Source organism: Prauserella marina (assembly GCF_002240355.1).
GTDB lineage: Bacteria > Actinomycetota > Actinomycetes > Mycobacteriales > Pseudonocardiaceae > Prauserella_A > Prauserella_A marina.
On record NZ_CP016353.1, the window covers coordinates 228,325 to 241,780 of the forward strand.

Here is a 13,456-nt window from a genome sequence, read left to right on the forward strand (position 1 = left end):
CCTCGTTCGTTTTCAGCGTTCTTTACTGCTTTGTTCCCAGTGCCTTCTTGGGTTCCGCGCGATACTCGTCTCGTTTGGTGCTGGAGACGACAGGGCCGCCAGGAGTGTCGACGTCCCAGGAATCCGCGGTGCGTTGCTCCGGCTGGGATGTGCCGTTGGTGCCGGAGCGCAGTACCGAGCGGGTGGTGCGGTCGGCCTGTGGGGTGCCGTGCCGTTGGTGTTCGGCCAGCGTGGCCGCAGCGGGGCCGCGCAGCGCGATGGGAACGTCGCCCAGCGGTTGCTGACCGTTCTGAGCCTGCTGTTCGGCGAGCCTGCCCTCGAACACCGGTGCGGTCCCGGTGTCGATGCCCGCCATGAGCTCGGCAGGCACCGCGCCTTCGGTGGCGGGACGCTTGCGTTGCTTCTTGGCAGCGGCCTTGCTCTTGGGCTCGACGCGTGCGCCGGACAGCACCGGCGGAATCGCCCCTGGAACGGAGGGAAGGCGGTCCCGTTCAGCCTCGGCCGCGGCGGCTTGGGCCTTCGCGCGCTTCTTGGTGTTCTTGTTGGTGTCGAGCACCGGTGCCGCAGGCGGGGGTGGCGGCCTGAACACGTCCTGGGATTCCAGCATCGGCGGGAGCCCAGGCAGAGGGACACCGGGCTTGTTGTTCTGCCTCCCCGGCGGTGCGCCCGCGGGAGGGGGCGGCACGGAACCGGGCCGGCCCATACCGGGAACGGGCGGCTCGCCGTCCTTGTTGCCCAGTACCTTGCCCTGCTGTTTCGGCTTCTGGGGGACACCTCCGGCTGGAGGCGGCATGACCTTGCCCGGCATCGCGCCTTTGGCCGGTGGGGCTCCGCCGGGAAGGCCGCCTCCTGGTGGCACCGGCGGCGATCCTCCCGGCGAGCTCGCGCCGAGGGTCGGCGGTACGCCCAGACCCTTGCCGCCCAGTCCAGGTGGCGCGCCGAGGCCCGGCGCCATGGGTGGTGCGCCAGGCTGGCGTAGCCCACTCGCACCTGGCGCTACGGGCGGAGCGACCGCCGGTGCGCCAGGTGGCGCACCGACAGGTCCCGAGGTGGGCGCGTTCGGAGGATTGAGGACCGGCGTCGCCGTCGGTGCCCGAGGAGTCGCGGTCGGCGCGACAGGAGGCCGCGCGCCGGGGGCCCTCGGCGCGCCTCCGGGGGGCTGCGCCCCGCCGAACATCGGAGGCGGCGGAGCGCCATTGAACGCGGGAGCGGGCGGCCTTCCGCCCGGTGGTGTCGGCGTGGGACCGCTGAACGACGTCGGACCCGGGCCGGGCGGGGTCGGACCGCCACCGGGAGGCATTGGTGGCAGCGGCATACCGGTGGCCTCGGGGTGGAGGATCGCGTTCATCGGGGCCATCCGGTTCGCGCGAGCCGATTCCAGCTTCGAGATGGCGTCGGAGTACGAATTGGCCGTCTCGCTGATGAGCTGCCGTGCCTCTTCGTTGTACTTCTCCCGCTGCTCCTTCATGAACGGCAGGTCATAACGATCGAGGACGGACTGCCGCACGGCGGTCCTCGCGTCACCCTCCAGTCCGGCGAGAGGGCCACTCGTCGCGTACCTCGAACCAGCGGGTGGGGCGTTGAGATAGTCGTCGGTCGCCTGCCACATGGCGTCCTTGTAGCGCTTCCACAGGTCCTTCATGTTGTTCTGCGCGGTACGCATCGCACCCGACAGCAGCGAAAGGCCGAGGTGGTTGGCTTCGGCTGCCTCGCGCCACATCTCGATGTGCGCCAGAGTTCCGCCTACCTTCATCAGGTAGGCCTCTTTCGCGGCAGGCGATTCCCACTCGGCTTCGAGCGAGCTGGTCTGGTTGAACAACTCGTTCTGGACGAAGAACAGCATCGCCTCGATGTTCCACCACTGGGTGGCCCTGTCCGACGTTGTCCCTGGCTGCTCGCCCATGATCTGATCGTTGATCTGGTCGATGTCGAGCGATTCGGCGGCGTCGGAGTCGGGCCCCGGCGTCTGGGCGTTCTCCAGCAACATCGGGGGAGAGGACTGCTCGTCGAGCGGTTTGCCCTGATTCCAGTAGGAGCTGTAGGTGACGGTATAGCCGGGGACGTGCTGGACGGCGACGCTCTCGCCGGACAGGTCCTGGCGAAGCCGGTTGATGTCGTAACCGAAGTACTTCCAGTTCGGATCCATGGCTCAGAACCCTGTCTGCCTGCGAGACTGCTCCATCTGCTGATCCATCCGCTGGCGCCAGTCGTCCATGTCCATGGCTTCCGGCTGCGCGCCGATGTAGCGCTCGCCCGAAGTCACGGGATCCCCCAACTCCTCCGTGTCCGGGTCCCACTTCTCTGTCTCGGTGTAGTACTCCCTGCTCTGGGTGCCGTCGTCGTGCTCGGTGGTGATCATGTGCTGGGTTGTCCGGTGGGTGACTTCACCATCGGCGTTCGTCGTCTCGGTGATGTTGCGTTGGTGTCCGCCGTCGGTCTCGGTTCGGCGTTCGGTGGTGTTGGTCGGCTCGCCGTCCTGGTTGTAGTTCGTGGTCGTGATGTCGCCGTTCTGATTGCCGGACGACTCGTAGATGAGGTTGCCGTCCTTGTCGTACAGCTTCTCGGTACGTCCGTTGATGGTGTTCGTCACGACCCGCTGGCCACCGCTCGCGGTCCGGTACGTCACGGAGTTGCCGCCGGTGAAAGTCGTGCCGCTGATTCGGACGTCCTGAGCGGGGTTGTTGTCGGCCTCGCCGCTCTCCTCCATCGATTGTTCGATGGTGGTTCCGTCGATGTACTCCGGCAGTTCGACGCCCGGCGGCTTCTTGTCGGTGAGCGCGAACGCGTAGTCGATGGCGGCGAGGGAGGCGCCGCTTGAATTGTCGGTATTTTCGTACAGTTCGGCCAGAATGAGCGCCGCGGAAGGAATGGCGAGCAGATTGGTGCTCAAATCCTGCATGAAACCGGACATTTCGGAAGCATTTCGGCCTGCCAATTGTTCGCAGTAGCCGCCTTCGGGCATGCCGCCCGTGCTGAGCGAGATGTCCTCGCCGCCACCGTGCAGCAGCATGACCGGGCCCGTGAGGTCGTCCCGGAAATTGCTGCCGAGTGCCGCGATGTTCTGCCCGTAGCCCCGGAAGGAATCCGGCTCGGCGTCGAGTGTCTTCTCCCCCGAGTAGACCCATTCCGGATAGGAAGGCCCTGTTGGCTCAGGCTCGACCATGATTTCCTCCGAATCCCCTGTGGTCAACGGATGACTGGCGCGCACGACACGGGCGCGCCGCAGGCACCCGCGTTCTTGAGATAACCATCACGAGGCAACCCCCTCCCTGGCCATGCGGTGTTCAGTCCTCTTGAGGTAGATGTGCGAACTGCACGAGCCGTTCCCCTTCGCCACGTGTAATCAGCCAGCCTCGGCCCGGCGGCAGTTCCTCCGGCCTCCGGTTGCCGATCAGCGGGCCCTCCTCCCGCTTCCCCGACATCATGATGCCAGGAGAAGCGAGATCGCGGATGCGTGAAACTACGGGATCGAACATCGCCCTTCCCGCGCCGCCTGAACGCCGGGTCAGCACGAGGTGCAGACCGATGTCACGGCCCTGGGTGAGGTAGTCGAGCAGCGGGCGGAGCGGGTTGTCGTGCGAACTGGGCGCGACGAGGTCGAAGTCGTCGACCAGCAGGAACAGCTCTGGTCCTTTCCACCAGCTCCGCTTTTTGAGCTGGTCAGGGGTGATGTTTCCGCCCGGCAGCCGCTTCTGCATCGCGCCGATGGTCACGTCGACCATTTCCTTGACCATCTTGTTGGTCGTCGAGTAGCCGATCAGATACTCGTCGGGAATGAGGCCGAGGAGGCTTCGCCGGTAGTCGATGACCGCGATCTGGGCGCCCTCCGGGCTGTACCGGTTCATGATGCCGGTGGCCAGTGCCCGCAGGAAGTTGCTCTTGCCGCACTCGACGTCGCCGAAGAGCAGCAGGTGCGGTTCCGCCTCGAAGTTGAGGTACGCGGGCCCGAGGTCGTGCTCGGAGATGCCGACCGGGATGCCGGGACCCTCGGAAGCCGGAGGAAGCTGCGAGAAGGGCAGTTCGGCAGGCAGCAGCCTCACGCGCGGCGCCGTGCGGCCGGTCCACGTGCCGTTGATGGCATCGGCGAACGCCCCGATCGCGTCGGCGAGGTCGGTGTCGCTCGACGTGTTGTCGATGCGAGGGACGGCGGCGAGGAGCTGCCCGCCATCGGGGGAGAGGCCCCTGCCTGGCGAATTGGCCGGAACGCTCGCGGCCTGCCTCCTGCCGAACGAGGAGTCGATCGGGTCGCCGAGTCGCATCTCGACCCTGCTGCCGAACATGTCGCGCACGTTCATGCGCAGGTCCATCCAGCGGTTCGCCGCGGCGAGGATGTGGATTCCGAAGCCGAGACCCCTGTTGACCAGCTCGTTGATCGTGGGTTCGACCTTCTCGAACTCACTGCGGAGGGTCGCCCAGCCGTCGATGACGATGAAGAGGTCGCCGAACGGGTCGTCCTTGTGCCTTCCTGCCTTCCGCTGCTTGCGGTAGGTGGCCATGCTGTCGATGCCGTATTCGGTGAAGCGCTGTTCCCGCTGCATCATCAGCGTGTAGGCCTCGGCGATACTGCGCCGCACCTCGTTGACCTGCCTGCGGCCCGCGATGCTGCTGACGTGCGCGAGGTTGCGCATCGCGGCCATTCCGCCGCCGCCGAAGTCGAGGCAGACGAACTGCACTTCCTCTGGTGTGTGGGTGAGCGCGAGACTGCCCATGATCGAGCGGAGCGCGGTGCTCTTCCCGCTGTGCGGTCCGCCGATGACGAGGACGTGGCCGCCGGAGCCTTCGAGATCCAGCCAGCACACGTCACGCCGCTGCTCGGCGGGCCGGTCGATGATGCCCGCCGCCGCGCGGAGGTTGCCGTGAAGTTCGGTGTTCTCGGTCGTCAGGCCACGATCCCTCGTGGCGACGAGCGGGCCGAGCAACTGGTCGAGCGTCGACGGCTCGTCGAGTGGCGGAAGCCACACCTGGTGGGCTGGCCTTCCCCTTCCCTCAAGCCGTTCGACGAGAACATCAAGCAGTGTTTCGCCGACTTCTTCCGACTCGTCCGGTTTGGCCTCGGCGACTGGCTCCTCCGCGATCCGGGGCCTCGCGTACCGCGTCGAGTAGTCCTGGACGGGGTCGAGCTGCCTGCCCTGGTTGTCGGTGCGGACGGGCGCGCCACCCTTGCGGTGAACGCCGGAGACATAGGCGGCCCTGAACCGCAGCAGATCGTCCGTGCCCGAGCGCAGGAAGCCGTTACCCGGCGAGCGCGGAAGCTGGAAGGCGTCCGGAGATCCGATGGCTGCCCTGCTCTCCATGGCGGAGAAGGTTCGAAGGCCGATGCGGTAGGAAAGGTGCGAGTCGAGGCCGCGCAGCTTGCCTTCCTCCAGCCGCTGCGAGGCGAGCAACAGGTGGACGCCGAGTGAACGCCCGACTCGGCCGATCTGCACGAACATGTCGATGAAGTCGGGGCGGGCGGTGAGCAACTCCGAGAACTCGTCGACGATGACGAGCAGGGCGGGAAGCGGGTCGAGTGGAGCACCGGCCGCGCGAGCCTTCTCGTAGTCGCGCTGTGACCCGTAGTTACCCGCGCTACGTAGCAATTCCTGCCTTCGCAGCAGCTCGCCCTGTATCGCGTCGAGCATGCGGTCGACGAGGTGCAATTCGTCGGAAAGGTTGGTGATCACGGCGCTCGTGTGCGCGAGCCGGTCGAGTTTCGTGAAGGTGGCGCCACCCTTGAAGTCGACGAGCACGAAGTTGAGGATCTCGGAGTCGTGCGTCACGGCGAGCGCGAGCACCAGTGTGCGCAGAAGTTCCGATTTGCCCGAACCGGTCGCGCCGACGAGTAGACCGTGCGGGCCCATCCCGTCCTGGGCCGACTCCTTGAGGTCGAGTTCCATCAGCCTGCCATCGGAGTTCAATCCGATCGGCACGCGAAGGCGGTCCCTGTTCGATCGCGTGGCCCACGCCTCCGACAGATCGAATTCGTAGGGATCACCCAGACCGAGCAAATCGGTCAGCTCAAGCGAGTTCGCAAGCGGTTGCTCGCTTGTGGACAGTGCGGAAAGGCGCATGGGGGCCAGGCTGCGGGCGAGCCCGTAGATGCCCGGGATGTCGAGGGCGTCGGCCTTGCCGATCGTGCCCTCGCCGTCCATCGTGCGGCTGTTCATCGCCCCCTCGGCGTCGATGTCCAGTACCAAGGTCGTCGCGTCGAGGATGCGGGGAGGCGGAGCGGAAAGGCTCACCAGCGTGACGCCCTCGACACCGCCGTCGATCATGAGGTGTTCGGAGCCGGCCGTTTCCCCTCCGTCGAGGAAAACGACGACGTGGGTGTTGCCGTCGCCGGTGATGGCGCCTGGGCTGAACCTCGGCCGGTTTGCCAGTACGTCGTCCAGCATCGCTTCCACCGAGCTGATACTCGGTGCCACCAGGCGAATCGGGCCAATAGCGTCCTGTTTGGACGGATGGAGGGCGTGGGGGATCCATTTCGCCCACTCCCACTTTTCCCTGTCGTCGGGGTTGATGCAGAAGGCGGCGACGACGTCGCCGGGTGCGTGGAAAGTCGCGAGCTGGGCCATCAACGCACGCGCGAACGCGCGCTTTCTCTCCTGATCACCGGTGACGTAGATCCTCGAGAATCCGCGCAACGCGACGGCGACGGGAAGGTCGGGAACGGTCGAGTACGTGGTGACGAACTTCCGGAGCGCCATCGCGCACAGCGGCTCCAGTTCGTCGACCGGTTTCGTGTCGGGTGGCACGAGGGGTGTCGCCAGCTCCTGGCTGCCGACGCCGATCCGCAAGATCGTGAAGTCCCAGTCGTCCGGCCTTCGCTCCCATAACCTGGCACTGTGCGCCGTCGACCACAACTGGTCCGGGTTCGGATGCCGGTAGAACATGGCGAGGCGCTGCCGTTCGATGGTGTCGCGCACCTGCGCCCTCAGCTTGCTGAGCCGCCTCATGTACTTGCGCCGGTTCTCCAGCATCTCCTGCTTGCTGGGGCCGCCGCCTGCCTGGCTCATGATCTGGAACAGGATCATGCCGAGAATGGCGAATCCGTACAGACCGCCCGCGACGTACATAAGGGGGCCGCTACGGCCGGCCGTCATCATCAGGGCCATACCCGCCGTTCCGGCGAGCATCGGCAGGATCATGAGGGTGCGGGTCCAGTTCTTTTGCCCTGGTCCCGGGTTTTCCGGAGGTGATTCGAGAACGACCTCGCCTGAGGGGAGGTCAGGCGCGGGCCGGCGCAGCGGGCGCTTGACTATGATCGTTCCCAAGACCGAACCTCCCGAACGCGGTTTTTCCCGTGGCCCACTTCCGTGGCGCACATTGTTACTCTGCCAGGCAAGCCTGGGTTCCTAATTGGAGGTATGTGCCATGACGTCCGCGATGGGCACGAGGCTCACCAAGGTGACCATTACCACGCCGAAACGTGGTATAGACGTCGCCTTGCCTGAGGACGTCACCGTCGCCGAGTTGCTGCCCTACATTCTGCGGCACGCCGGTGACGACGCCGCCGATACCGGCGAGCGGCACGGCGGCTGGGCGCTGCGGCGGCCTACCGGCGAACGACTGGATCCCAGGCAGACCCTTGGGGCGCAAGAAGTCCGCGACGGCGAGGTCCTGCACCTTGTTCCGGGCCAGGTGGAGTGGCCCGAGCTGGAGTATGACGACCTGGTGGAGGCCGTGGCAAGTGGCGCTCGCCGCTACGGCCGAAGCTGGGGAAGGGTGGCGACACGCAAGGCGGGCCTCGCGCTGTGCGTCGCCGTGCTCGCGCTCGGCACCCTCGTGACCTTCCTGTTCCGGTCGCCGTGGCTCGTGCCCGGCCTCGTCATGCTCATCGCCGCCGTCGTGCTCACCTCGGTGGGCGTCGTGCTCGCCCGCGCCGTTCCCGACGCGAAAGCAGGGGCGGCCTTCGCCGGACCCGCGCTGCTTTACGCCTTCGTCGGCGGGCTGGTCATCACGGCCCCGAACCATCTCGGTCTGTGGGAACTCGGCGCACCACACCTGCTGCTCGGCTCGGTCGCGCTGTTGCTGTTCGGGATCATCGGCTACGTCGGTGTCGGTGCGACCGGGCGCATCTTCGTCGCGGCCATCATGATCGGAGTGCTCAGCGCACTCGGAGCGCTCTTCGGCAACTCGATGTCTCCTGACGGTGCCGCCGCCCTCGTGCTGACGATCGGTATCGCGTTGCTTCCCGGCTACCCGATGCTGGCGATCAGGATGGGAAGGCTGCCGCTGCCCGAACTGCCGCAACGTGCCTCGGACCTGCTGGAGGAGGACAAGCCGAAGCCGACGCCCGTGGTGTTCGCCGCGGCGGCCAGGGCGGACGAGATCCTTTCCGGCCTGCTCCTCGGCCTTTCGGTGACCAGCGTCTTCGCCTCGTTCTACCTGCTGGCTCACGGCGGAGGGCCGTGGCTCATCATGCTGACCCTCGTCGCCGTGGCCCTGCTGCTGAGGGCCAGGTTGTTCCCCGTGCCGAGGCAGCGTCTTCCGCTGTTGCTCGGCGGAGTGCTCGCCGGGGCCATGCTCGCCTACTCGTTCATCGACGCCCCCGAGGACAACGCGCAGGTCGCGTTCTTCCTGATGGTCGTTGGCGCCATCGCGATGCTCATCGCGTTCGCGGGGGTGGTGTACAGCAAGAAGAACCCCTCGCCGTACCTCGGCCGGTTTGCCGACATACTCGACGTGGTCGCCATCCTGGCGTTGATCCCGTTCGCCGCCTACATCACCGGGTTCTTCGGTTACGTGCAGGGCCTGATGGCCTCGATTGGTTGAGGGAATAGAACGTGCCCACTCGGAAGGACCAATTACAGGCATACCAGTTCATGATGCGCCGGGTCACCTCCGCGCTCATCGTGCACGAGACCGATCCCGAGCAGACCCCTCTGCGCAGAGGGGTCGGCGCCGTGTTCGCGGGCGTGATGATCGCGGTGCTGGTCGCGGCGGGTTTCGGCATCTACGGCATCTTTACCGGCATGGGCGGCAACTCGTGGCGCCAGGACGGCACGGTGATCATCGAGAAGGAGACCGGCGCTACCTACGTTTACAGTGGTGAGGCGCTCCAGCCGGTGCTCAACGTCGTGTCGGGCAAACTGCTGAGCTCGGGCCAGAATCAGGGCGCCGAGCCGAAGCGGGTCTCCGGTTCCGACCTCGCGGACATGCCACGGAGGCCGATGGTCGGCATCGCGGGCGCTCCTGCCTCACTCCCGCCCGCCGACCGCGTCGCGAGTGCGCCGTGGACGATGTGTTCCGTCGGTGGCGAGGACATGGCCGGCTCCCCGACGACAAGCACGACCCTGATGGTCGGCGACCGGCTTTCCGACGACGTTCCGCTCGGATCGAACGGTCTGCTCGTCAGGGATGTCGAAGACGACTCGCTCTACCTGATCTGGAACAACCACAGGTACCGGATCGCCGGTGACCGTCCCGACGCCGTCGTGCGGTCGGTCTTCGGTGCCCAGGCCGCCGTCATGGACGTGGGCACCGCGATGCTCAACGGGTTGCCCGTCGGCCAGGACATCGGTCCGATCCAGGTCGATGGAAGGGGTAATTCCTCGACGGTCGTCTCCGGTTTCCAGGTCGGCGACATCGTCTTCCACCCTGTCGGCGGCGGCGAGCAGTACTACCTCGTGCGCGGGGACGGGCTCGCTCCCATCACCGAATTGCAGACCCGGATCCTGCGTGGTCAGTACTCGGTGGAGCCCAAGGAGATCTCGGCTTCGGTCGCCAACTCGGCTCCGACGAGCGACGCGTTGGCGCCGGCGCAGGGCGAGGCAGCTCCGCCGCCGGTGGCACCGCCGCTCGCCGCCCCGGAGAACGGCACGGGATCCGCGTTGTGCGCCAGCACCTCGAACGCGCGCTCCGCGCCCGAGATCACGCTGGGCGGCGACACGTCGGCGCTGGACCACGGCATTGGTACGACCTCCGAAACCGAAGCTGGTACGAAGCTGGCCGACCAGGTCCTTGTGCCACCTGGCCATGTTTCGGTGGTCAGGGCCATGCCCTCGACAGGGCAGGGCGCCGGTGCTTTCGCCATCGTCACCGACGTCGGCCTGCGGTATCCGGTGCCTTCGCCGGATGTCCTCGCCGCGCTCGGTTACTCGGCCGAAACTGCCATCGACATGCCTGCCGCGTTGGTGCAGCGCATCCCGGCGGGTCCAACGCTGTCGCCAGAGGCCGCGATGCAGACGGCGCCAGCGCTCCCGTAGCTGGTGTCAGACCGCGCGCAGTTGCTGTCAGCCTGCCCGTAGCGAGGCCGCACTCGCCGGGATCGTTGTGGGTCGCGTCGAGCCTTGACCTGCATTTTTGTGATGACTTTGCCCGGAATCGCCACGACGGGGAACCGTCAGCTTTACGATTTAGTCTGAGCAGTAAACGGCGATACCTATACAAACTTTGGGGTGACGGGCGTTGGCAGGAGATCTGAATCTTGACCCGGACTTGGTCACGCAACTAGAAGGCGAGATCGGGGAGACCGGCGAGCAGGCCGCCGAGAAGATGAACCAGATCCGAGAGGCATACCTCTCGACGGTCGGTGCTTCTTGGCAGGGTGGCGCGGCGAACAAGGCGCTGGAGAAGCAGGAAGAGTTCAACGAGGTCTGGCTCCGGCTGAAGGGCATCCTCGTCAACCTCCAGGAAAATCTGGGCGGCGCCAAGAAACTCCAGATGGAGACGGACGCCGACGACGAACTTCTCCTCGGCCAGGTCGACCCCGCCGCGGCAGCCGCCGCGGAAGGCTACGGTGGCGGCATGGGCGGCAACGTGGGCCGGCTCTGATGGTCCGGACAACCAATCAGCTAGCGACTTCCACAACGAGTTTCAGGGGGTAGGACATGGTCCTCAAGTACACCGGAGCTGTCAGCGAGACCGGTAGCAGCGCCGTCGCCCAGGCAGAACAGATGAAGCAGCTCTTCACGGACCTCATGACGAGGGTCAAGGGCATCGACGAGGTCACCTGGAGCGGGCAGGTGCGCCAGTACTTCGAAGAAGCGCAGATCGCATGGAACAACGAGGCCGACGGCCTGAACAACGCCAACACCGACATCGGTCGGCTCACCCAGCAAGCGTACGAAAACGCCATGGGCGCCGACGCCAGGGGCGGAGCGATGTTGGCCTAGCAGGGGCCCAGTCGAAATCGGCCCTGGAGTCAACTACTCCAGGGCCGATTTCGACTGCTATAGGTAAGAGCAGGGAGTAGCCAGGCATCGACGGCTGCCGGGGTCACTGCGAGAGGTGTGAGGGGGAGGATTCACCGATGCGCGCGCGGGGAGCAGCTTGCTCACCTTGGGGGAGCTTCGCGGTCGCCGAACAGTTCGGCCGGCGGCTCGGGCAGGAAGTCCTCCGGCCGGTCGTAGGGATCTTCGGCGAATCCGGACTTCCAACGGCGGCGCTTGCCCTTGGGGCCGAAGACCATGAACGCCACGACACCGAGCGCGAGCGCGGCTCCACCGCCTGCCATCGCGATGGCGAGCGAGTTGCTGCTGTCTTCCGCGTTCGCCCTCGCCTCGGCGACCGGGTCGACGGGTGTCGGCTCCAGCGGTCCCAATTCGGTGGGATTTCCCTCCATGATTTTTTCCGTCACCGCTTGATAGGGGTTGACGAGGCCGTAACCGTAGCGGTCGCTTCCCGTTCCTTCCGGCGCGGGTGCCGCGGTGGCCAATACTTTCCGCACCGTTTCACTCGCGGACAATTCGCCATGGTAGGAGCGCGTCAGCGCGACCGTACCCGCCACGTAGGCCGCGGCGAAGGCGCTACCGGCCGCAGGCCCTACTCCGCCGTCCGGGTAGCTCGTGATCACTCCGTCACCAGGGGCCACGAGGTCGACGTCAGAGGCGCGGGCCGACTGGGATACGACGCCCTCCGGGCCCACGGAGCTCACCCCGATCACCCCGGCGTAGGCCGCGGGGTATGGCCTGGCCGAAGGGGGCTCGTCGCGGGAGACCTCTCCGGTCGCGGCCACGACCACGATGTTGGCGTTGAGCGCCCTGTCGACGGCGGAGCGCAGTGCTTCGTTGTCCTCGTAGGTCACCGTCGACACGGTGATCACGGTCGCGTTCCTGTCGACGGCCCAGTTGATCGCGGCGGCAATGGGGCCGGCACCGATGGTTTGACCCTGGCCCGATGGGAACCGGTCTCCGACGACCTTCGCCGACAGAATCGATGCTCCAGGCGCGACTCCGTGAAAGCCGTTGCCTGGGGTTTCCTGCGCGGCGACGATGCCAGCGACACCCGTACCGATGCCGATGCAGTCGCGCTTGCCGCTCGGCTCGCTGTTGCGCTCGGGGGGCACGAACTCCGTGCGCTCGGCCACGCGACCCGCGACGCTCGGGTTGTCCCCGACACCGGTCCCGACCACGGCGACTCGCTGACCGGAGCCGTTCGTGAGCGGCCAGACGCGCTCGGGCGAGAGCAGCTCCTGCGACCAGGGGCGAGGAGCCGAATCCGCGCCCGCCGTCGCGCAATCCTGTTGGGCCTGCGCGGGTGTCGCGGTCAGAATCGGTGCGCCGACCGCGAGAAGCAGACCACAGGTGGTCGACGCGAGGGTGCCGCGCAAGGTGTGATTCACATGCACGACCGGCATGCTAGCGGAACCGGGCTGGCCGTCGCGGAAGTCGAAGCTGGGTAAGGAGGCAAGAGCATGTTCGAGTGGCAAGGCGAGAAGTTCGAGTTCCATGAGGAGAAGGTCGATCCGATCTTCCAGCAGCTTCTGGACCAACTACAGCAGACGATGAACAACGTGCCGGAGATCCAGCGCAAGATGACGGAGGTCACCGGGACGGCGTGGTCGGACGACCGCATGATCAAGGTCGTCGTCGGTCCGCGAGGTCAACTGGTCGATCTGGACATTGATCCGCGGATCTTCCGCAAGCCTGATGCCGCCGCCATGCGGAGCCAAATCCTCGCTACGACACAGAAAGCCGTGCGGGAGGCCACCGACAAGGTCAACGAGCTCATGGAGAGCCAGTTCCCGCCCGAGATCGAAGAGATGCGGCAGAAGTACATTCCGGAGAGGGAGAGCTCTGCTCCGGAGTTCACTCGTACCGATGCCGAATTTTACGCGGAACGAGAGGATGGCAAATGAGTTCCCAATTCAGCGTCAATACCGGTTTCGCCGAAATCCAGGCAGCAGGTGAACGGCTGGCCACTCTGGCCAGTGAGTACGCCGAATCGGCCGGGAAGATCAGGGGTGAGCTCGAGGACAAGATGACTCCCGCCGTCTACGGCAGCGACAAGCCCGGTAGCCACATGACGTCGAACCTCCCGGATCTTGAGCTGCTGTACGGCGGTCAGCGTGATCTCGGGAACCAGGGGAGCGACATCGGCGGCACTATCCAGACCGTCATGTCGGAGCTGGAGAACGTCGACAACGGCGACCGCGATGAGATGGGCGGGGTCCAAGCCTGACCCTTCTCGCAGTACCCGAGTTTCCACTCTCTGAATTTGTTCGCTCGTCGATGACCCGCTGAGGAGGTGCGCG

At 66.1% G+C, this 13,456-nt stretch carries 10 protein-coding genes; 6 read left to right on the forward strand and 4 right to left on the reverse strand.

Annotated features, from left to right (window positions below):
• Positions 1 to 22: 22 nt before the first annotated feature.
• The 3 genes from BAY61_RS01095 to eccCa all read right to left on the reverse strand — a co-directional run bounded on the left by BAY61_RS01095 (position 23) and on the right by eccCa (position 7,253).
• Positions 23 to 2,146: a hypothetical protein gene (locus BAY61_RS01095; protein WP_091801357.1), complete on the reverse strand. Its 2,124-nt coding sequence runs from the start codon at positions 2,144 to 2,146 to the stop codon at positions 23 to 25.
• A 3-nt stretch (positions 2,147 to 2,149) separates the two neighbouring features.
• A complete protein-coding gene (locus BAY61_RS01100) occupies positions 2,150 to 3,163 on the reverse strand; it encodes a hypothetical protein (RefSeq protein ID WP_091801360.1) in 1,014 nt (337 codons plus the stop codon).
• Positions 3,164 to 3,284: 121 nt separating this feature from the next.
• Complete coding sequence (gene eccCa, locus BAY61_RS01105) at positions 3,285 to 7,253, reverse strand: type VII secretion protein EccCa (RefSeq protein ID WP_091801363.1); 3,969 nt, start codon at positions 7,251 to 7,253, stop codon at positions 3,285 to 3,287.
• A 100-nt stretch (positions 7,254 to 7,353) separates the two neighbouring features.
• Between eccCa and eccD the strand changes: the two genes are divergently transcribed.
• The 4 genes from eccD (at position 7,354) to BAY61_RS01125 (ending at position 11,096) form a co-directional block, all read left to right on the forward strand.
• Positions 7,354 to 8,754 carry a type VII secretion integral membrane protein EccD gene (eccD, locus tag BAY61_RS01110; protein ID WP_091801366.1) on the forward strand — a complete coding sequence of 467 codons (1,401 nt, stop codon included), beginning with the start codon at positions 7,354 to 7,356 and terminating at the stop codon, positions 8,752 to 8,754.
• An 11-nt stretch (positions 8,755 to 8,765) separates the two neighbouring features.
• Positions 8,766 to 10,187, forward strand: a complete 1,422-nt coding sequence (eccB, locus tag BAY61_RS01115) for a type VII secretion protein EccB (RefSeq protein ID WP_091801369.1) — start codon at positions 8,766 to 8,768, stop codon at positions 10,185 to 10,187.
• Positions 10,188 to 10,389: 202 nt separating this feature from the next.
• Positions 10,390 to 10,755, forward strand: a complete 366-nt coding sequence (locus BAY61_RS01120) for a WXG100 family type VII secretion target (protein WP_143021355.1) — start codon at positions 10,390 to 10,392, stop codon at positions 10,753 to 10,755.
• A 56-nt stretch (positions 10,756 to 10,811) separates the two neighbouring features.
• Complete coding sequence (locus BAY61_RS01125; protein ID WP_091801374.1) at positions 10,812 to 11,096, forward strand: WXG100 family type VII secretion target; 285 nt, start codon at positions 10,812 to 10,814, stop codon at positions 11,094 to 11,096.
• Positions 11,097 to 11,257: 161 nt separating this feature from the next.
• Here BAY61_RS01125 and BAY61_RS01130 read toward each other — a convergent pair whose 3' ends face one another.
• Entirely contained in the window at positions 11,258 to 12,559 is a 1,302-nt protein-coding gene (locus tag BAY61_RS01130; protein WP_091801377.1) for a S8 family serine peptidase, read from the reverse strand.
• Between the two features lie 57 nt (positions 12,560 to 12,616).
• Between BAY61_RS01130 and BAY61_RS01135 the strand changes: the two genes are divergently transcribed.
• Together BAY61_RS01135 and BAY61_RS01140 are read left to right on the forward strand one after the other, a co-directional pair.
• Positions 12,617 to 13,060 (forward strand): YbaB/EbfC family nucleoid-associated protein, encoded by a 444-nt coding sequence (locus BAY61_RS01135; protein ID WP_091801379.1) that lies wholly within the window; start codon positions 12,617 to 12,619, stop codon positions 13,058 to 13,060.
• Positions 13,057 to 13,383 carry a hypothetical protein gene (locus BAY61_RS01140; protein ID WP_091801381.1) on the forward strand — a complete coding sequence of 109 codons (327 nt, stop codon included), beginning with the start codon at positions 13,057 to 13,059 and terminating at the stop codon, positions 13,381 to 13,383. Before BAY61_RS01135 ends, BAY61_RS01140 begins: the two co-directional genes overlap by 4 nt.
• Positions 13,384 to 13,456: the final 73 nt, after the last annotated feature.